18 protein-coding genes are annotated in these 18,415 nt (G+C 69.5%); 10 read left to right on the plus strand and 8 right to left on the minus strand.

Going from position 1 to position 18,415, the window contains the following annotated elements; genetic code table 11:
• Positions 1 to 437: 437 nt before the first annotated feature.
• The 5 genes from ACFYR3_RS37300 (at position 438) to ACFYR3_RS37320 (ending at position 4,967) form a co-directional block, all read left to right on the plus strand.
• Entirely contained in the window at positions 438 to 953 is a 516-nt protein-coding gene (locus tag ACFYR3_RS37300; protein WP_389286484.1) for a DUF1453 domain-containing protein, read from the plus strand.
• Positions 950 to 2,101: a sensor histidine kinase gene (locus ACFYR3_RS37305; protein ID WP_389286411.1), complete on the plus strand. Its 1,152-nt coding sequence runs from the start codon at positions 950 to 952 to the stop codon at positions 2,099 to 2,101. The genes ACFYR3_RS37300 and ACFYR3_RS37305 overlap by 4 nt, the downstream gene beginning before the upstream one ends.
• The gene (locus tag ACFYR3_RS37310; protein ID WP_355853332.1) at positions 2,098 to 2,784 is read left to right on the plus strand and encodes a response regulator transcription factor; all 687 of its coding nucleotides are present in this window, start codon (positions 2,098 to 2,100) and stop codon (positions 2,782 to 2,784) included. Before ACFYR3_RS37305 ends, ACFYR3_RS37310 begins: the two co-directional genes overlap by 4 nt.
• Before the next feature lie 105 nt (positions 2,785 to 2,889).
• The gene (locus tag ACFYR3_RS37315; RefSeq protein ID WP_355853335.1) at positions 2,890 to 3,378 is read left to right on the plus strand and encodes a DUF485 domain-containing protein; all 489 of its coding nucleotides are present in this window, start codon (positions 2,890 to 2,892) and stop codon (positions 3,376 to 3,378) included.
• Positions 3,375 to 4,967 carry a cation acetate symporter gene (locus ACFYR3_RS37320; protein WP_355853337.1) on the plus strand — a complete coding sequence of 531 codons (1,593 nt, stop codon included), beginning with the start codon at positions 3,375 to 3,377 and terminating at the stop codon, positions 4,965 to 4,967. The genes ACFYR3_RS37315 and ACFYR3_RS37320 overlap by 4 nt, the downstream gene beginning before the upstream one ends.
• A gap of 74 nt (positions 4,968 to 5,041) precedes the next feature.
• On the opposite strand, the gene ACFYR3_RS37325 is transcribed toward ACFYR3_RS37320, so the two are convergent.
• On the minus strand, positions 5,042 to 5,734 hold the full coding sequence (locus tag ACFYR3_RS37325; RefSeq protein ID WP_355853340.1) for a response regulator: 693 nt from the start codon (positions 5,732 to 5,734) through the stop codon (positions 5,042 to 5,044).
• 162 nt (positions 5,735 to 5,896) lie between these two features.
• Here ACFYR3_RS37325 and ACFYR3_RS37330 point away from each other — a divergent pair, with 162 nt between their 5' ends.
• The 3 genes from ACFYR3_RS37330 to ACFYR3_RS37340 all read left to right on the plus strand — a co-directional run bounded on the left by ACFYR3_RS37330 (position 5,897) and on the right by ACFYR3_RS37340 (position 8,726).
• Positions 5,897 to 6,712 carry an ABC transporter ATP-binding protein gene (locus tag ACFYR3_RS37330; protein ID WP_261707656.1) on the plus strand — a complete coding sequence of 272 codons (816 nt, stop codon included), beginning with the start codon at positions 5,897 to 5,899 and terminating at the stop codon, positions 6,710 to 6,712.
• Complete coding sequence (locus ACFYR3_RS37335) at positions 6,702 to 7,565, plus strand: ABC transporter permease (RefSeq protein WP_355853343.1); 864 nt, start codon at positions 6,702 to 6,704, stop codon at positions 7,563 to 7,565. Before ACFYR3_RS37330 ends, ACFYR3_RS37335 begins: the two co-directional genes overlap by 11 nt.
• A gap of 99 nt (positions 7,566 to 7,664) precedes the next feature.
• The gene (locus ACFYR3_RS37340; protein ID WP_355853346.1) at positions 7,665 to 8,726 is read left to right on the plus strand and encodes an ABC transporter substrate-binding protein; all 1,062 of its coding nucleotides are present in this window, start codon (positions 7,665 to 7,667) and stop codon (positions 8,724 to 8,726) included.
• A 111-nt stretch (positions 8,727 to 8,837) separates the two neighbouring features.
• On the opposite strand, the gene ACFYR3_RS37345 is transcribed toward ACFYR3_RS37340, so the two are convergent.
• The 4 genes from ACFYR3_RS37345 to ACFYR3_RS37360 form a co-directional block, all read right to left on the minus strand.
• Positions 8,838 to 9,518: a response regulator gene (locus tag ACFYR3_RS37345; protein WP_389286415.1), complete on the minus strand. Its 681-nt coding sequence runs from the start codon at positions 9,516 to 9,518 to the stop codon at positions 8,838 to 8,840.
• Complete coding sequence (locus tag ACFYR3_RS37350; protein WP_389286417.1) at positions 9,515 to 11,356, minus strand: ATP-binding protein; 1,842 nt, start codon at positions 11,354 to 11,356, stop codon at positions 9,515 to 9,517. Before ACFYR3_RS37350 ends, ACFYR3_RS37345 begins: the two co-directional genes overlap by 4 nt.
• A 438-nt stretch (positions 11,357 to 11,794) precedes the next feature.
• Positions 11,795 to 12,739, minus strand: coding sequence for a sucrase ferredoxin (locus ACFYR3_RS37355; protein ID WP_355853355.1), 945 nt, complete (start codon positions 12,737 to 12,739; stop codon positions 11,795 to 11,797).
• 211 nt (positions 12,740 to 12,950) lie between these two features.
• The gene (locus tag ACFYR3_RS37360; protein ID WP_389286419.1) at positions 12,951 to 14,210 is read right to left on the minus strand and encodes a citrate synthase; all 1,260 of its coding nucleotides are present in this window, start codon (positions 14,208 to 14,210) and stop codon (positions 12,951 to 12,953) included.
• Between the two features lie 97 nt (positions 14,211 to 14,307).
• Between ACFYR3_RS37360 and ACFYR3_RS37365 the strand changes: the two genes are divergently transcribed.
• Positions 14,308 to 15,474 (plus strand): citrate synthase/methylcitrate synthase, encoded by a 1,167-nt coding sequence (locus ACFYR3_RS37365; protein WP_389286421.1) that lies wholly within the window; start codon positions 14,308 to 14,310, stop codon positions 15,472 to 15,474.
• A gap of 71 nt (positions 15,475 to 15,545) precedes the next feature.
• Here the strand turns inward: ACFYR3_RS37365 and ACFYR3_RS37370 are convergent, their stop codons facing one another.
• From ACFYR3_RS37370 to ACFYR3_RS37380, 3 genes are all read right to left on the minus strand, one after another.
• The gene (locus ACFYR3_RS37370) at positions 15,546 to 15,785 is read right to left on the minus strand and encodes a hypothetical protein (protein ID WP_389286423.1); all 240 of its coding nucleotides are present in this window, start codon (positions 15,783 to 15,785) and stop codon (positions 15,546 to 15,548) included.
• A gap of 162 nt (positions 15,786 to 15,947) precedes the next feature.
• Positions 15,948 to 16,175: a hypothetical protein gene (locus ACFYR3_RS37375; RefSeq protein WP_355853482.1), complete on the minus strand. Its 228-nt coding sequence runs from the start codon at positions 16,173 to 16,175 to the stop codon at positions 15,948 to 15,950.
• 285 nt (positions 16,176 to 16,460) lie between these two features.
• The gene (locus ACFYR3_RS37380; RefSeq protein WP_355853367.1) at positions 16,461 to 16,997 is read right to left on the minus strand and encodes a DUF6082 family protein; all 537 of its coding nucleotides are present in this window, start codon (positions 16,995 to 16,997) and stop codon (positions 16,461 to 16,463) included.
• 341 nt (positions 16,998 to 17,338) lie between these two features.
• Between ACFYR3_RS37380 and ACFYR3_RS37385 the strand changes: the two genes are divergently transcribed.
• Positions 17,339 to 18,412: a CobW family GTP-binding protein gene (locus tag ACFYR3_RS37385; protein WP_356782722.1), complete on the plus strand. Its 1,074-nt coding sequence runs from the start codon at positions 17,339 to 17,341 to the stop codon at positions 18,410 to 18,412.
• The last annotated feature ends 3 nt before the right edge of the window (positions 18,413 to 18,415 follow it).

Consider the following 18,415-nt stretch of genomic DNA (forward strand, 5'->3'; position numbering starts at 1 on the left):
CGGCGGGGGCCCCGGCACTGTTTTATTTGGCGCGGGGGGCGGCGCGTTTGGTGGGGGCGGTATGCCCCGGCCCGCCCCGGGGGGGGTCCCGGGGCGGGGTTGGGGGGGGGGGGGGGCGGGCCCCGCCCCCCCCCCACCGTTCGCAGATTCAGCCCCTCCGGCGTTTGAGGAACGGGTCCGGGGTGTGGAGCCCCAGGGGCGGAGGGGCGGAGGGGCGGAGGGGCGGAGGGTCGGAGGGGCGAGGGAAGCCTCGAGGACGGTCGCACGCTGCCCGGTCCGGGGGCGAGCCCTCCACCCGTGGGTGGAGGGATGAGGGTGTGGGGGATCCACCCACGATCCACCCGGGCGCCGATCTGCCGAGGGTGCGATTTCCGTAGCGTCGATGGTGTCGGCAGCGCTCGCTGCGGACACCCGCTCCTCGCTCACGGAGGCCGTGCATCAATGCTGTGGCGATTTTCGCCGTTGCCGTCGTGGTGATCGCGCGCCAGTTCCGCGCGCGCCGGATCAATTCGGACAGGCGCTGGTGGATCGTGCCCGCTGTGCTCGCCTTCATGGCACTGCGCGACCCCGGAGTGATCGACCCGCACCACCGGGTCGAGGCGTCCCTCCTGCTGGGCACGGAGCTGGTGACGGCGCTGGCCATCGGCGCCGGATGGGCGTGGACCACCCGGATATGGACGGAGCCGGACGGCGCATTGTGGAGCAGGAGCACCAAAGCCAGCGGGGCCATCTGGATCGCGGGCATCTGCCTGCGCCTGGGTCTGTTCGGTATCGGTGCCCTGCTCGGTGTGCAGCAGAACTCCTCTGCCTTGATGCTCGGACTGGCGTCCACCCTCCTGGTCCGTTCCGGGCTGGTGACCTGGCGGGCACAGTCCCTGCAGCCGGCGGCGACCCGACAGGGCTCGCCGTACGGTGACGGCGTGGGCCGGGTCCTGTGGAAGGAGCGCCTGTGACCGACAACGCCTGGATGCGCTGGCCCTCCCGTGAGGCACTCTCCCGAGTGGGCGTGCACAAGGCCCGCCGTGCGCTCAGCCGGTTCACGCGCGCCATCCTCCTTGCCATGCTCATCGCCACGACGTTCACGAACACGGAGCTGAACGGTTGGGCGCTAGCCGGAGGCGTCACGGGAATCGTGGCGTGCGGGCTCCTCGCCTGGGGGTTCTGGCGCACCACACTGGAGCATCGCCTGCTGCCGTCCCTGGTGCTGCTCGCTCTGCTGCTGGCGATCGCGGCCGTGGGGCAGAGTGCGGGCTTCCGGGTTCCGGCACTCGTTCTGTGGTGCGGGTGTGCCGCCGGCGCCATCGAACGGCTGCCCCTCGCGGCGGCGTTGCCCGCCACCGCGGTGGCGCTGAGCGCGTACGCGTCGGTCAACAACGACGTCTGGCTGACCACCGCGGCCACCACCGTGGGGCTCGCACTCGCCGGGTATGTGCTGCGCCTCGACGCGGAAGCGCGGGGGAGTGCGCAGCGGCTGCTGGCCCAGGAGCGCGCGGCCCGCGTGGCCGAGGCGGAGTCGGCGGCGCTCGCGGAGCGCGCGCGGATAGCGCGGGAGATCCACGACGTGCTCGCCCACAGTCTCTCGGCGCAACTTGTGCATCTGGAGGCGGCGCGGCTGCTCATCGAGAGGGGAGCGGACCGGGAGATCATCCTCGAACGGGTCGTGGCGGCACGCGGAATGGCCCGCGAGGGGCTCGCGGAGACGAGGCAGGCACTCTCCGCGCTGCGGGGCGAGATGTCTCCGCTGGAGGAATTCCTCGGCGAACTCGTCACCACAGCCGACGGTGCCGATGTCACGGTGACGGGCGACCGTCAGCCGCTGCCGGCGGAGGCCTCCCAGGCGGTGCGCAGAGTCGCGCAGGAGGCGCTGACGAACGTACGCAAGCACGCTCCGGGCGCCAAGATTCACATCCGGCTTGACTACGGCGAGCACGAAGTGACGCTGGACGTACGGGATTCGGGTGGAAAACCGGGCGAGCTCAGCGGTTCGGGAGCCGGGTACGGTCTGCTGGGCATGCGGGAGCGCGCCGAGCTGCTGGGCGGCTCGCTGGATGCCGGACCGGGCGAGGAGGGGTTCGTGGTGACGTTGAAGGTGCCGGTATGACCGAGCAGGTGGAGGGCAGGAAGCCGGCGCGGGTTGTGGTCGCGGACGATCAGACGGTCGTGCGCGAAGGCATCGTGATGCTGCTGGGACTGCTGCCCGGGATCGAGGTCGTCGGAGCGGCCGGTGACGGAGCCGAAGCGGTGGCGCTGGTGGCCGAACTCGCCCCGGACGTCGTGCTGATGGATCTGCGCATGCCCCGCTGCGACGGGGTCGAAGCGACTCGGCGCATCCGTGCCGAGTACCCCGGGACGCAGGTCGTCGTGCTCACGACGTACGCGGACGACGAGTCGTTGTTCCCCGCGCTCCGCGCCGGGGCCCGTGGCTATCTGACCAAGGACGCGGGAGGCGACGAGATCGTGCGGGCCGTGGAAAGCGTGCTCTCCGGGGACGCCGGGCTCTCGCCGAGCATCCAGCGACGGCTGCTGGAGCGGCTGTCGGATCCGGAACCGGAGCCCCGACCGCCCGCGGAGGCGCCCGACGGGCTCACCTCGCGCGAGACCGAGGTGCTCCTGCTGATCGCCGAGGGCCTCAGCAACCATGAGATCGCCCGCAAGCTGCATGTGTCCACGGCCACCGTGAAGACCCACATCAACAATCTCTTCGCCAAGACGGGTCTCAAGGACCGTGCGCAAGCGGTGCGTTACGCCTATGGGAAAGGTCTCGTACGGCCGCCCGCGGGATGAAGTCACCTGATGGGGTGAAGAGCCCGGAGAGAGGAGTCCGGGAGCCTCCCGATCTGCACATCCTTGGGCACGTGGCCGAAACGGGTCGCGGACAAGGAGAGTTCGGTGGACAAGCACGACGGCGGCGACTCCGGGGAGGTCCGGTTCGACGACCCCTGGTACGACGCGCTCGCTTCCGGCTGGGGCGAGTTGGACGGCACGGGTGCGCTCGCTCCCGCCGTGCCGGCCGCCCGCTCGGAGCACGAAGGACGAACGGGCGGAGCGGCCCACGTCTATCTGGAGGTGCAGCGCAGTGCCGCCTTCCAGGAAGTGCGCGGCAGGTACCGCAGGTTCGTGATCCCGGCCATCGCCGTCTTCTTCCCCTGGTACGTGGGTTATGTGGTGACCGCGACCACCGCGCCGGGCTTCATGGCGCGTCCCGTCGCCGGTGCGGTGAACGTGGCACTGCTCGCGGGACTCGGGCAGTTCCTCACGACGTTTCTGTTCGCGTGGGCCTACGCGCGCCACGCGCGGCTGCGCAGGGACCGGGCCGCGCTGGAACTGCGCTGGGACACCCAGGAGATGACGCGGAACGCCAGGGGTGGTGAGCGGTGAGCGGCCACCATCAGACCCTGGCCCTGTTGTTGTTCAGCGCGTTTGTCGCGGTGACGCTGGCGATCACGACGTGGGTGAGTCGCAACCGGCATGGTTCGGCGGAGGAGTTCTACGCGGGCGGGCGGTTGTTCTCGCCCATGGAGAATGGCTTTGCCCTCTCCGGGGACTACATGTCGGCCGCTTCCTTCCTCGGTATCGCGGGACTCATCTCCCTGTACGGCTACGACGGGATGCTGTACGCCGTGGGCTTCCTCGTGGCCTGGCTGGTCGTTCTGTTCCTGGTCGCCGAACTGGTGCGCAACTGCGGGCGGTTCACGCTCGCCGACGTCGTCGCGGCCCGGATGGACGAGCGGCCGGTGCGGATCGCGGCCGGAACTTCCTCGGTGGTGGTGTCCGTTCTGTATCTGGTGGCGCAGATGGTGGGTGCGGGCACCCTGGTCTCGCTGCTGCTGGGAGGTACGAGCGACGCGGCGCGCAACTGGACGGTGATCGGTGTCGGCGCGCTCATGGTGATCTATGTGTCGATGGGAGGGATGCGGGCAACCACCTGGATCCAGATCGTCAAGGCGGTTCTGTTGATCGGCGGGGCCGTCGTGCTCACCGTGCTGGTTCTGATGCGGTTCCACGGGGACATCAACGACCTGCTGCGTTCGGCCGCGCGGCGCAGCGGGCACGGTCAGGCCTTCCTCGCGCCCGGGTTGAAATACGGCGGTGACTGGACGGCACGCTTCGACTTCATGAGCCTCGGGCTCGCGCTGGTGCTCGGCACCGGCGGGCTGCCGCACATCCTGTCGCGCTTCTACACCGTGCCGACGGCTCGAGCCGCCCGGCGCTCGGTTTTGTGGGCGATCGGGCTCATCGGCGGCTTCTACCTGATGACGATCGTGCTGGGCTTCGGCGCGGCCGCCGTCGTCGGTCCCGACGCGGTGCGTGGATCGAACGCCGCGGGGAACACCGCGGTTCCGTTGCTGGCCCTCGACCTGGGCGGCGGAGCCAACTCCACGGGCGGAACCGTCCTGTTCGCGGTCGTCGCCGCCATCGCCTTCGCCACCATTCTCGCGGTCGTCGCCGGAGTCACCCTCGCGTCCTCGGCCGCCGTGGCCCACGACCTGTATGCCTCGCTGCGTCGCCGCCGCGCGAAGCCGCACGGCGAGGTCGCGGTGGCGCGCGCCGCGGCGGTCGGCATCGGCGTGATCGCCATCGCCCTGAGCCTCCTCGCCCGCGATCTCAACGTGGCCTTCCTGGTCGGTCTCGCCTTCGCGGTCGCCGCGTCCGCGAACCTGCCGGTGCTGCTGTACTCCCTGTTCTGGCGGTCCTTCACGACGCGCGGGGCCGTATGGGCCGTATACGGCGGCCTGGTGCCCGCGCTGCTGCTCGTGTTGCTGTCGCCGGTGGTGTCGGGCGGCCCCGAATCACTGTTCCCGGGCGTGGACTTCGAGTACTTCCCGCTCCAGAACCCGGGTCTCGTCTCGATCCCGCTGGGCTTTCTCGCCGGCTGGCTCGGCACCGTCACCTCGGCGGAGCCGCCGGACGAGGCCAAGCACGCCGAGGTCGAGGTCCGCGCGCTCACGGGCGCCGGGGCTGTCTGAGGGCCCCTGAGCCGCGTACGCGACCGGACTCGGGCGACGATCCACACGACAGCCCCTGGTCATGGGAGTGCGGCTCAGGGGGCCACCCACGCGTAGCGGTGTTCCGGGCGTCCCGCGTCGCCATATCTGAGGGAGAGGCGCAGCCGTCCCGCTTGTTCCAGGTGCCGCAGATAGCGCTGGGCGGTGGATCGGCTGAGGCCGGTCTCGGCGGCCACCTCGTGGGCCGACAGTGGGTGGCTCGCGCGGTGCAGCAGGTCGCAGATCAGATCCGTCGTCGGCTCCGAATGACCACTGGGCAGCCCGGGGGAGGACGGCGCGGGTGCGGTGCGCAGGGCGCCGAAGATCCGGTCGACCTGCTCCTGGCCCGTCACACCCCGGCCGCCCACCCGGTCGACGGTGCGGCGCAGGGCGGCGTAGGAGTCGAGGCGGGTGCGCAGGGCGGTGAAGGTGAACGGCTTGACCAGGTAGTGCAGGGCGCCCAGGCGCATCGCCGTCTGGACGGTGACCACATCGCTGGCCGCGGTGATCATGATGACGTCGGTGCCGTGACCGTTTTCCCGCATCTGGTGGACGAGTTCGAGGCCCGTCCGGTCCGGCAGATAGTGGTCGAGCAGCACCAGGTCGATGGGCGCGCGCTCGACCGCGGTCAATGCCTGGGCGGCACTGTGCGCGCGGGCGGCCACCCGGAATCCGGGAACCTTCCCCACGTACCTCGCGTTGATCTCGGCGACGCGGAAATCGTCGTCCACGACCAGGACGTCAATCATCGGGCCTCTTTCTCTCAAGGCCGGGGCGAGTGTTGCGCCCGTGTTTCGGCTCCGCTGTTGTAGCGCGAGCAAAATGAGCACAACAGACTCTTGCGAGCAGAAGAATGCCTTGCGCCCAGAAGACTGATGCTGTGGCCCGCACCACATCTACGGTCCCGGGCCATGAGCACAGACACCAGCCCCGCCATCGAGCTGCGGGGCGCCAGCAAGATCTTCAAGACCCCGTCAGGGGGTTTGCACACAGCCGTCAGGGAGCTTGACCTGACCATCGGCCGGGGCGAGTTCGTGGCCGTCGTCGGACCGACGGGCTGCGGGAAGTCCACCACGCTGACCCTGGTCAGCGGTCTTGAAGAGCCCACCGAGGGCGAGGTCCTGGTCGCCGGAGAGCCGGTCGCCGGCGTCGGAGAAAAGGTCGGCTTCGTCTTCCAGCAGGACGCCACTTTCCCCTGGCGCACGGTTCTGTCCAATGTGATGGCCGGGCCCCGCTTCCGCGGTGTGCCCAAGGCGGAAGCGAAGCAGCGTGCCCGGGAATGGCTCGCCCGGGTCGGGCTCGCGGCCTTCGAGGACCGCTATCCGCACCAGCTCTCCGGCGGTCAGCGCAAGCGCGTCGCCCTCGCCGCCACCTTCGTCAACGACCCCGAGATCCTGCTGATGGACGAGCCCTTCTCGGCGCTCGACGTGCAGACCAGGGCGCTGATGTCCGACGAACTGCTCGAACTGTGGGAAGGCACGGGTGCCTCGGTCGTCTTCGTCACCCACGACCTGGAGGAGTCCATCGCGCTCGCCGACAGGGTCGTCGTGATGACGGCGGGCCCCGCCACCGTGAAGCAGGTCTTCGACATCGATCTGCCGCGGCCGCGCAAGGTCGAAGAAGTACGCCTGGAGCCGCGGTTCATCGAGATCTACCGCGAGATCTGGGAGTCCCTGGGCGAAGAGGTCCGCATCACCCGCGAGAGGGGTGCCGCTCATGTCGCCTGAGGTCCTCAGCACCCCGGTCGTCGAAGCGGCCAAGATCCCGGGCCGCGCGCACTCCCGCGCCCGCGCCGCCCGCAAGCGCAAGATCGTGGTGGGCATCGCCCGGGTGCTGCTCCTGGTCGCCGTGCTCGGCCTGTGGGAAGTGCTTTCGCGGGCCAAGGTCATCGACCCGTTCAACTTCTCGATGCCTTCGAAGATCTGGGAACAGATCCACACCTGGGTGATGCACGGGACCGCGCTCGGCTCTCTCGGCGAGCAGGTCTGGTACACGCTTCACGAGGCGCTGCTCGGCTGGGTCATCGGTGTGGTCGCCGGTGTGCTCTTCGGTATCGCCCTCGGGCGGATCACCTTGCTGGCAGACATCCTTGGTCCATACATCAAGGTGCTCAACTCCATACCGAGGATCGTCCTCGCACCCATCTTTGTGATTTGGTTCGGCCTCGGACCGGCCTCCAAGATCGCCTCGGCCGTGGTGCTCGTCTTCTTCCCGGTGTTCTTCAACGCCTTCCAGGGTGCTCGGGAAGTCGACCGGAACCTGGTGGCCAACGCACGGATCCTCGGCGCGAGCGACCGCCGGGTGACGCTTCAGGTCGTCATTCCGTCCGCCACCTCGTGGATCTTCACCAGCCTCCACGTCAGCTTCGGTTTCGCGCTCATCGGCGCGATCGTCGGCGAGTACATCGGCGCCACCAAGGGCATCGGCCTGCTCGTCGCGCAGTCGCAGGGCACCTTCAACGCGGCCGGGGTGTACGCGGCGATGGTCATCCTCGCCGTCGTCGCCCTGCTCGCCGAGGGACTGCTGACCTTCGGCGAACGCCGCATCTTCCGCTGGAAGCCGTCGGAATCCGACCGCTGACCCCCGCCTTGCGGGCACGCACGAACCCGCCCGTACGTACTCGCGATTCCGCCGTACGCACGCACCGTCTCTCCTCCATTCACAAGGACGTGAACCACCATGCGCAAGACCGCCAGATACTCCGCGCTGGCAGCCGCCGGTCTGCTCGCTCTCACCTCGCTCACCGCCTGCGCCAACGACGCGGCGAGCACGACGGCCGACTCCGGCAGCGGCGGAGGTGGCGGCAAGGGGGAGCACGTCAAGATCATGGTCGGTGGCCTGGACAAGGTCATCTACCTGCCGGCGATGCTCACGCAGCGGCTCGGCTTCTTCCAGGACGAGGGTCTGGATGTCCAACTCCTCAGTGAGCCGGCCGGTGTCCAGGCCGAGACCGCCCTGGTCTCGGGACAGGTGCAGGGTGCCGTCGGCTTCTACGACCACACCCTCGACCTGCAGACCAAGGGCAAGGCCGTCGAGTCCGTCGTGCAGTTCTCGCACGCTCCGGGTGAGGTCGAGATCGTCTCCAACAAGCGTTCGGGCGACATCACTTCACCCAAGGACTTCAAGGGCAGGAAGCTCGGTATCACCGGACTGGGTTCCTCCACCGACTTCCTCACGAAGTACCTCGCGGTCAAGAACGGCGTGCAGGTCAGCGAGTTCACGCCGGTCGCCGTCGGCGCCGGGCCGACGTTCGTCTCCGCCCTCCAGCAGGGCGCCATCGACGGCGGCATGACGACGGACCCGACCGTCGCCACGGTCATGGAGAAGAACCTCGGCAAGGTACTCATCGACATGCGGACCCCCGAGGGCTCGCAGGAGGCGCTCGGCGGGCCGTACCCGTCGTCCAGCCTCTACATGCAGACGGACTGGGTCAACGGTCACAAGGAGACGGTCCAGAAGCTGGCGAACGCCTTCGTGAAGACCCTCCGGTGGATGGCCGAGCACAGCGCCTCCGAGATCGCCGCCAAGATGCCCGCCGACTACTCCCAGGGCAACAAGACGCTGTACGCCGGAGCCATCAAGAGCACGCTGCCGATGTTCACCGAGGACGGCGTGATGCCCGAGAACGGCCCCGAGACCGTCGAGAAGGTCCTCAAGGCGTTCAACCCCAACATCAAGAACGCCAAGGTGGATCTGAGCAAGACGTACACCACGGAGTTCGTGAAGAAGGCGGCCGGCTGACCGCCTGCGGCCGAGAATGCGTCGAGCTGCTTTGTCGCGCGTACGACTGTGCTCCCCCGGCAGTCGTACGCGCGACGGGTACGGCGCCGTCCCGCCTCGTCCACCGTGTCCTCAGGCGCGGGTCGCCCAGACGTAGCGATGCTCCGGGCGGCCCGCATCGCCGTATCTGAGGGTCAGTCCGGCCCTCCCCGTACGCTCCAGGAGCTTCAGATAGCGCTGCGCGGTCTGCCGGCTCAGTCCGGTCGCCTCCGCGACCTCCTGGGCCGAAAGCGAGCCCTCCGCGCTCAGCAGGGCGCGCCGTACGAGTTCGGCGGTCGGAGGGGAGTGCCCCTTGGGCAGATCGGGCGCGATGCCTGCCGAGAGGGCCCCGAAGATCCGGTCCACATCGGACTGTTCGGCATTGCCGCCGCGGTCGAGGGCGCGTCGCAGATCGGCGTACGCCTCCAACTTGGCCCGCAGCCCGGCGAACGAGAACGGCTTGACCAGGTACTGGAGTACGCCCTGCCGCAACGCCGCCCGGACGGTCGAGATGTCACGTGCCGCGGTCACCATGATCACATCGGTCTGGTGGCCCCGTCGGCGCATCTCCTGGACCACCGCGAGACCCGTCCCGTCGGGCAGGTAGTGGTCCATGAGGACCAGGTCCAGGCGCGGCAGGGTCTCCATCCGGCGCAGCGCTTCGGCGGCGCTGTGCGCCTCGCCCGTGACACGGAAGCCCGGCACCTTCTCCACGTACGCGGCGTTGACACGAGCAACCCGTGCGTCGTCGTCCACGATCAGGACCTCGATCACCGCGACTTCTCCTCGAGGTTCCAGGCGTCCCCGGCGTCCCGGGCATTCCTGGTGCCTCCTGTGCCTCCTGTGCCTCCTGTGCCTTCGGTGGCGGCGAGGGCGGCACCGAAGGTCTCCGGACAGGGGAGCTGTCGTACGACTCCTGGTTCCTGACCGGGGACGGGGCCGAGCCCGCTCCCCGCCGCGAGCCCGTCGGTCAGCACTCCGCTGTCCTTCGGCGCGAGCTCGGGGTCCGTCAGCGCCTCCGGCAGGACCACTGTGAACTGCGCGCCTCCGCCGTCCGCGTCGGCCACCTCCGCGCTGCCGCCCTGCCGCTCGGCGAGACGCCGCACCAAGGAGAGGCCGATTCCGCGCTTGCCGTGCGCGGGTGGCTTCTTGGTGCTCCAGCCGTCCGTGAAGATCAACTCCCGCCGCTCCTCCGGGACACCGGACCCGGTGTCCCGTACCCGCAGCACGGCGGTGCGCCCTTCGGAGCGCAATTCGACCTCTACGCGCGCGTGGAGCGTGCCCGCGACAGCGTCCAGCGCGTTGTCGACGAGGTTCCCGACGACGGTGACGAGCCCACGCGGGTCGACCAACCGATCGGGCAACAGCGTCCGGTCCGAGATCCACAGCGCCACGCCACGCTCGGCCGCCACCGTCGACTTTCCGACCAGGAGGGCGGCGAGCAGCGGATCGTGGATCTTCTCGGTGACCTGTTCCGCGGTGACCCTGTGGTCGCCGACCACCTCTCCGACGAACTCCACGGCGTCGTCGTACATCTCCAGTTCGAGCAGCCCCAGGAGCGTGTGCATCCGGTTGGCGTGCTCATGGTCCTGCGCGCGCAGCGCGTCGATCAGGCCGTGTGTCGAGTCGAGCTCGCGGCCGAGTTGCTCCAGTTCGGTCCGGTCGCGCAGTGTGGCGACGGCGCCGCCGTCCTCGGTGGGCATCCGGTTGGCGACGAGGACGCGCTGGCCGCGGACGGTGAGCAGGTCCGTGCCGGTGACGCGCCCGGCCAGCACATCCGTCGTACGGCCAGGTCCCAGCGCGTCGTCGAGCGGCTGCCCGATGGCCTCGGAGCCGACCCCCAGCAGCCGCTGCGCCTCGTCGTTCAGAAGGCGCACGCGACCGCCGCGGTCCAGGGCGACCACGCCCTCCCGGATGCCGTGCAGCATCGCCTCGCGCTCGGCCAGCAGCGCCGAGATGTCGGAGAAGGCCAGGTCACGGGTCTGTCGCTGAACCCTGCGGGAGATCAGATAGGCGGCCAGCGCGCCGACGGCCATGGCCCCGCCCGCGTACGCGAACAGTCCGGGAATCGCGTCGATCAACCGGGCCCGCACACTGCCGTACTTGATACCCACCGACACCGCGCCGACGATCCGGCCGGTGCCGTCACGCAGTGGCACCTTGCCCCGTGCGGAGCGCCCCAGTGTTCCGGTGTCGATGTCCATGACGTCCTTGCCCGCCAGGGCCAGGCGGGGGTCCGTCGAGACCTTCTTGCCGATCTCCGCCGGGTTCTTGTGCGACCAGCGGATGTGCCGCATGTCCATCACGACGACGTATTCGGCGCCGCTCGCCTTCCGTATCCGCTCGGCCTGGACCTGCACGGGGCCGGTTCTCGACGGGGCTGTCCTTTGGAGGTCCACGGCGATCTGCGGCTGGGCGGCCGTGGTCTGCGCGATCGCGAGGGCGCGCCGCATGGCTTGGTCGTCCAGCTGCGCGCTCAGCGGCGCCAGGAACAGTCCGGTGGCGAGTACGGCGACTCCCGCCGCGATCGCGATCTGCATCAGGAGCACTTGCGAGAACACCCGCCGCGGCAGACCGAGGCGCAGTCGTCGTGCGGGGGGAGTGGGACTCATGCCCATGACGGTACGGGGGCGTGCCCGTCCCCCCGAAGAGAGTGTGGCGTGGATCTCTTGATCAATGGGTGAGGCGGTCGTGGGGCCTGGCTGAGAGGGAGAGGATCTGGGAGGCGGGATCCGGGATCGGGGTCCGGGAGATTGCGGTCGGTGCGCCGGCGCGGGCCCCCGTACCTGGCACCAGCGGGCACGGCATGGCGTCACGGATCGGGCGACAGGAAGCTTGCAACGGTCCGGTTCGGGCGAGCCCGGCACCTCCGGCCGTCGGGCCGGACTCCGGGTCGCTGATCCGGCGCCAGGGAGCAGACGAGGGCTCCTGGTTCGTTCTGTGGCCCGTTCGGGTCAACCCGGACTCTGGCCCTCGGGGCCAGGTCGCGGCGTAGCTGATCCGACGGTACGGAGCCGGCCCCGGTTCGGGCGAGCGCGGGACGCGGGCCGTCAGCAGGCCACGGCGACCGCCGTCTCCTCCAGTTGCCGTACGGCCACCACGTCCATCCGGGCGGGTGAACCAAGGGCCGAGCCGCAGCTCTCCGGGCGGGGCGGCAGTGAGGCGCCCTGCGCGACGACGACCCGCCACAAGCGGCCGTCGGCGTGGGCGACGGTCACCGCCCAGCGCGGCGCCGCGCCGTCGGTGCGGATCACCGTCAGGACATCGGCGGCGTGCTCTCCCGAAGCCGTCCGTACGGCCAGCTCGGCCGCCTGGCCGGGGCGTTCCCAGGCGGAGTTCCCGCGACAGCCCTCGGCGACGACACGGCCCTCCCGGACGCCCTGGAGGATCTCCTTGACGGCGTGGGCCTCGGCGCGGCCGTACGCGTACCCGTACGGCAGGACCAGCACCGTGGGCGAGAAGCGATGACCGCCCAGATGGGTGACCTCCCAGGCGCCGTTGACACCGGAGGCGGCCAGTTCCGCCGCCAAGGGGCGTCCGAGCAGCGCGCAGCAGCGGTCGCGCTTGCCGTTGGTGCAGACGAGGGCCAGCGGATCGTCGGTGTGGGGCCGCCCTTGGAGAACCTGGTCGAAGGGGCGCGGATCACCCGTGCCGAGCGCCGCGAAGTCGAGGTCGAGCAGCCGCCCGGGATCACGCGTCATGGCGGCGTGCAGCCATACGCCTCCTGGGGTCGTGTGGGCCGCGTACACATGCCGCTCCGTGGACGCACCGCAGTCGGCATGGCGCCCGGGACGGCGGATGAGCGCGATCCGTACTCCTGTGCCCTGCGCGGCGGCTTCGAGGGCGCGGCCGAGCGTGGGGTCCAGGTGGCTCGAAGTGAGCGCCTTGGCACCCCAGGGTCCGGGCTGCTCGATGAGCAGCCATGTCCTCGCGGTGGCCGCGGTCCCGGAGAGGGGCTCATCGAGGTGCCGCGACGCGGTCGTGCACGTACTCACAGAGGTGAGCCTAACCTGACTTCGCCCGGGGCGACTTCCCGCCGTGTACAGGGGGCGCGTCAGGGGTGGTCCGGGCGTGCGGCCGGGTGCGCGGAAGTGCGTGCGGGGAGAGCGCCGGGAGGGCGCCTACAGGGTGCTCTCCGTGCTCTCCCCAGGCCCGGCGCCCCGGGCTGGCGGAGGGCACGTACACGGCGCTCTCCCCGTGACTGGGCTAGCGCGGGAGTGGCTGCGGCGGCCGCTCGCCCACGTAGTGCCCGCTCGGTCTCATCCGCAAGGGGCGCTCCGCGTACTCCTCCAGGGTGTGGGCGATCCAGCCCGCCGTCCGGGCGACAGCGAAGATCGTTTCTCCCGCCGAGGCCGGCATGCCGGACGAGACGGTGAAGACGGCCAGGGCGAGGTCGACATTGGCGTGCAGGGGTGTGTGGCGGGCCGTGGTGGTCACCACGTCATGGGCCGCCGCCAGGGCGGGCGCCGCACCGGGCACTTCCTCCAGGAGCGCGAACAGGGCACGCGCGCGTGGATCCTCGCCCGGGTAGAGCCGATGGCCGAGTCCGGGGACACGGCGCCCGGCGCGCAGTTCGTCGGCGACCACGGGAACGGCGGTGCCCTGGTCCAGTACGTCGAGCAGCAGCCGGTGGGCGAGCCCGCTGGCCGCCCCGTGCAGTGGCCCTTCGAGGACGCCGAGGCCCGCCGACACGGCCGCGTACGGGTTCGCGCGGGCCGAAGCCGCGACCCGGACCGCCAGTGTCGAGGCGGCCAGGTCGTGGTCGACGAGCAGCCCGAGTGCCGTGTCCAGCACTCGCAGTGACGCATCGTCGGGAGTGCGTCCGCTGAGCCGTGCCCACAGCCGATGTGCCAGCGGGCCCTCGTCGCGATGGTCGTGCCGTACCCGGGGAAGCGCGGCGACGAGGGTGGGGATGAGGGTGCGCCCGGTGCCGAGCACGGCGCTCTCGGAGAGGTCGAAACGCAGTGGATCGGCCGCCGCGGCGGCGATCGCCGCGACGCGCAGCCGGTCGGTCGGGCCGCTGTGATCGGGCAGCGCGTCGACGCTGCGCCGGGCGACGGCCGCGGACGCCTCCGGGGCCGTGAACGTGACACCGGGGCGCAGCTCGCCCGTCCACAGCCATTCGGCGATCTCTTCGTAGGAGTACCGCGCGGCCAGTTCCGTCGCGTCGACGCCTCGGAAGTAGTACCGGTCCTTGTCGATCAGGGTGATGCGGGTGCGGACGGACAGCTCGCCGCCACCGCTCGAACTGCCCCCGCCCTCCCGTCTGTTGCGCCGTGCGAGCGCCTCCACCTCCTTGGTGTCGAACGTGCTCCCGCGTCCTCCCGGCTCCCGCCTGCTGCTGAGCTGACCGCGGCTCACATACGCGTACACGGTCTCCGGCTTCACGCCGAGCAGTTCGGCGGTCTCCTTGGTGCTGAGCCGTCTGCCCTCGTGTGCCGGCGTTGCCGCTTCTCGATCCCTCATGAGCGCCACCGTATCTGTGGATCATTATATTGATTGGATCAATATTGACAGCTATAGAGTCAAGCATGGACAGTCGAATCAAGTCCAGGGAGGAAACATGCCGATCAACCGAGCCGCGTCCACCTCTGTCGACGTGCCGCGAGGACTCGCGGGCGTCGTCGTCACCGACACCGAACTGGGTGACGTCAGGGGGCTGGAGGGCTTCTACCACTACCGCCAGTACTCGGCCGTCGACCTCGCGCAGACCCGGGGCTTCGAGGACGTCTGGCATCTGCTGGCCCATGGTGAGCTGCCCGACCGGGCGCGCCGTGCCGCCTTCGCCGCGCGGACCGCGGGGCTGCGCCGGCTGCCGGACGACGTGCGCGCCGCGCTGCCCGCGATCGCCGCGGCGACCGGACCTTCGGGACCGCTCGCCGGACTGCGCACCGCGTTGTCGCTGCTCGGGGCCTCGCTGGGGTTCCGTCCGGTGTACGACATCGACGCCGGGCGGCGCCGCGACGACGGCCTCGCGGCGACGGCGGCCGTGCCGACGCTGCTCACCGCGCTGTACCGGCTCGGGCAGGGGCTGGAGCCGGTGGAGCCGCGCGAGGACCTGGGGTACGCCGCCAACTACCTGTACATGTTGACGGGTTCGGAGCCGGACGCGGCCCGTGCTCGTGCGGTTGAGCAATATCTCATCTCAACCATTGACCATGGATTCAATGCATCAACGTTCACGGCACGGGTGATCGCGTCCACCGGTGCGGATGTGGCGGCCTGCCTCGTGGGCGCGGTCGGGGCACTCTCCGGCCCTCTCCACGGTGGTGCTCCCAGTCGCGCCCTGGACACCCTCGACGCGATCGGGACCCGCGACCGTATCGACCCCTGGATACGCGAACGTGTCCTCGCCGGCGATCGCATCATGGGTTTCGGGCACCCCGTCTACCGTACGGAGGACCCGCGTTCGCGCATGCTCCGCGGGATGGCCCAGGGGTTCGGCGGCCCGCTCGTCGAGTTCGCCGTCGAGGTGGAACGCCAGGTGGAGGCGATCCTGGCCGAACTCAAGCCGGGCCGCGAGCTGCACACCAACGTGGAGTTCTACGCCGGCGTGGTCATGGAACTCTGCGGGCTGCCCCGCGGGATGTTCACCCCCACGTTCGCCGCCGCCCGTGTGGTCGGCTGGAGCGCCAACATCATGGAACAGGCGGAGGACTCGAAGATCATCCGCCCGGCGGCTCGGTATGTGGGGCCGGTTCCGCCGGTGGCGGTGCCCGCTCTCGGCTGAGCGGCCCGAAACGGGCCCGGCACCAGGTCGGTGCCGAGCCCGGGGTGGGGGTTGCTCCGGAACCGCTGCCGCTACGCGGGCGGAATATCGTCCTTGGCCTGGACGAGTGTCTCGCGCGTGATGACCACGATCCGCTCGTCGTCGGCTCGGGCGGCGTCGTGCGGGAGCTCCTGCTCGAGCTCCCGAGTGGCCTCACGCCCGATGACGGCGAAGCTGCCGTCGCTGAGCTCGAAGATGTCGGGACAGGACTGGCCGGTTGCGCTGCCTCGTGCACGGGGAGAGGCACCGATCCGACGGACGACAGTCGTCATTGTCTCGGCCTTTCGTGCGGTGACCCTGAGGTCACGGTGTAGGTCGTCCCGTGGCCGCCCACCGGACAGGGCGGCTTGCGAATCGGGGCCACCGAGGGCAAAGCGAACGCATAGCGATGTGATGGTCTGCCGTACTCGCGTGAGAGTACGGCTTTCGGTCACCTATACGTCGGGAATATCCGCCTTCGCGTGAATAAGGGTTTCGCGGGACACTACGACGATCCTTTCGTAGTCCGCCCGGGACGCGTCGGGGGGAAGATCGGCGTCGAGTGTCTCGGTGACATCTGTTCCGATCACAGCGAACCTGCCGTCGGACAGTTCGAAAATGTCTGGGCAAGTGGCACCGGACGTACTTCCTCGCAAACTCGGAGGAGTGCCAATCCGACGGATGATGTGGCTCACTGTTCTTGATTCCCTTTGATCTCGAGGTGGGATTGCCTGCGCACTGTTGCTGCGCGGCACGATGCGGCCCTGTGGGGCTGCGACCTCGGACCGGGCGGCGTGGAGCGACGGTTCGGTGGGGATCGACCCAAACGTAATAGCGCAGTAGTCAACCCTGTTGGCACCTGGGGAAACGCCGCGGTTTACTGGTTCGTTATGGCCCGAAGGTGTGATCCGCCCGCCAGGGTGGCGCGGATGAACATGCTTGCGCCGGAGCGTGGCAGGCGGAAGGCGCTACTCGCTCGGCGGTTCACCCACGACCCACCACTCGTCCGTGTCTGTCTCCTCCAGTTGTGCGAGGAGATCTTCGACCATAAGTCCGATTTGGGCTTCTTCTGATGTACTGATGAGAGCTGCTCGATGAGGGCGCGTCGCATACCAGTACTCGCGGAAGATCGGGTGCTGGAGCCACCCGCGGGCAAAGCCGAAGAATTCCTCGCGGGTGATGTTGCCCATGCGGTAGTAGCAGAGCGCGTTGGTGTACAAGGCGTTCGTGAAGAGGAACTGGCGCTGTTTCCTCGGGGAGACGGTCCCCTCGTACGCGTCCAGTACCTCGGCCAGTTCGGGATCGTCCATGGCCTTGCTCAATAGTTCCCAGTGAAGCCGCTGCTGGTGGGCGAGATTGGCCTGTCGCTGGGTCTGAGCGGCCTGCTCGAGCAGCTCGATCCGCGCGTGCAGCGCGTCAAGCGTGGTTCGCTGCGCGACGAGGGTGACGGCGGCCCCTGTCAGCAGGCCGATCGCCGCCGCGGCGGCGGAGCCCAACCCACGCACTTTGACTTTCCGTGTGGCCATGTCAACCCCCGAATCAGGCGACCGTCCGCCGGTCGTCGGTTGTGGGGCGACAGGGAGCGGACCGGCGAGCGGTGGGCGGCGCGCTTGCCGCCCCCCAGTGTTGCCGAGCGGCTCTGATCGGCAGGGAGGCGGAGAGGAGGCGCACGGAGGGATGTGCGGGTCGCGTCCACCGGCGCCATGTCCAACGTGTGCCCCGCGAGCGCCGCTAACAATCGTTCACTTCGGGGCGTTTCCTCCCACTCGTATGCTGGGTCGGCATTCATTCCTCGCGTGAGCGCCGGTCCCGTGAGCCGGTGCGCGCACAGGTTCAGAGAGGGCGCATGGTGAGCCAGTCGAGTCCCCGGCAGATCCCGGTCATCGTTCTCGCCGGCTTCCTGGGTTCCGGCAAGACCACGCTGCTCAACCATCTCCTGCACCGCAGCGGTGGCAGCCGTATCGGAGCCGTCGTCAATGACTTCGGGGCCATCGAGATCGACGCGATGGCGGTGGCCGGAGCGCTCGGCGACTCCACGGTCTCGCTCGGCAACGGGTGTCTGTGCTGTGCGGTCGATGTCGGTGAACTTGATCAATATCTTGATCGGCTCGCTCAACCCTCTGCCCGGATCGACGTCATCGTCATCGAGGCGAGCGGGCTCGCCGAGCCCCAGGAACTCGTGCGCATGGTGCTCGCCAGCGAGCACCCGGGGATCGTGTACGGAGGGCTCGTCGAGGTCGTCGACGCCGCCGAGTTCGCCGGCACACGCGAGAAGCATCCCGAGATCGACCGGCACCTCGCTCTCGCCGATCTCGTCGTCGTCAACAAGATCGACCGGGCCGACGACGCCGAGCGTGTGCTGAGTGTCGTCCGGGAACTCGCCGACCGCGCCGCGGTCGTCCCCGCGACCTACGGTCGGGTCGATCCGGAGTTCCTCTTCGACTGCAGGCCCGGCGAGGAGCGCATCGGACAGCTGTCCTTCGACGATCTCCACGGTCACGAGGAAGGCGGCCCGGGGGAGGGCGGTCAGGAGGAACACGGCCACTCCGGCCATCTGCACTCCGCCTATGAATCCCTCTCCTTCAGCTCCGAAGTGCCGCTGGGGCCAAGGCGGTTGATGGCATTCCTCGACAGCAGGCCCGATGGGCTCTACCGGATCAAGGGGTACGTCGACTTCGGCGTCCAGGACACCCGCAACCGGTACGCCGTGCACGCTGTCGGGCGGTTCCTGCGCTTCTATCCGGAGCCCTGGGCCGGTGCGGACGAGCGGCTCACCCAGCTCGTCCTCATCGGCTCCGGGATCGACGCGGTGGCCCTGGCCAAGGAGCTGGAGGCATGCAAGGAGGACACCCCGCATGCCGACGAACACAGCATGTGGGGCGTCCTCCGCTACGTACAGGAGCCGAACCCGGAGGGCTGACCG

This window comes from Streptomyces sp. NPDC005784 (assembly GCF_042871525.1).
Classification (GTDB): domain Bacteria; phylum Actinomycetota; class Actinomycetes; order Streptomycetales; family Streptomycetaceae; genus Streptomyces.

Excerpts from the sequence above, each read along its gene's own strand:
- ACFYR3_RS37310 (WP_355853332.1), top strand. The coding sequence starts at position 2,098 with ATGACCGAGCAGGTGGAGGGCAGGAAGCCGGCGCGGGTTGTGGTCGCG.
- ACFYR3_RS37325 (WP_355853340.1), bottom strand. The coding sequence starts at position 5,734 with ATGATTGACGTCCTGGTCGTGGACGACGATTTCCGCGTCGCCGAGATC.
- ACFYR3_RS37330 (WP_261707656.1), top strand. The coding sequence starts at position 5,897 with ATGAGCACAGACACCAGCCCCGCCATCGAGCTGCGGGGCGCCAGCAAG.
- ACFYR3_RS37335 (WP_355853343.1), top strand. The coding sequence starts at position 6,702 with ATGTCGCCTGAGGTCCTCAGCACCCCGGTCGTCGAAGCGGCCAAGATC.
- ACFYR3_RS37340 (WP_355853346.1), top strand. The coding sequence starts at position 7,665 with ATGCGCAAGACCGCCAGATACTCCGCGCTGGCAGCCGCCGGTCTGCTC.
- ACFYR3_RS37350 (WP_389286417.1), bottom strand. The coding sequence starts at position 11,356 with ATGAGTCCCACTCCCCCCGCACGACGACTGCGCCTCGGTCTGCCGCGG.
- ACFYR3_RS37360 (WP_389286419.1), bottom strand. The coding sequence starts at position 14,210 with ATGAGGGATCGAGAAGCGGCAACGCCGGCACACGAGGGCAGACGGCTC.
- ACFYR3_RS37365 (WP_389286421.1), top strand. The coding sequence starts at position 14,308 with ATGCCGATCAACCGAGCCGCGTCCACCTCTGTCGACGTGCCGCGAGGA.
- ACFYR3_RS37370 (WP_389286423.1), bottom strand. The coding sequence starts at position 15,785 with ATGACGACTGTCGTCCGTCGGATCGGTGCCTCTCCCCGTGCACGAGGC.
- ACFYR3_RS37385 (WP_356782722.1), top strand. The coding sequence starts at position 17,339 with ATGGTGAGCCAGTCGAGTCCCCGGCAGATCCCGGTCATCGTTCTCGCC.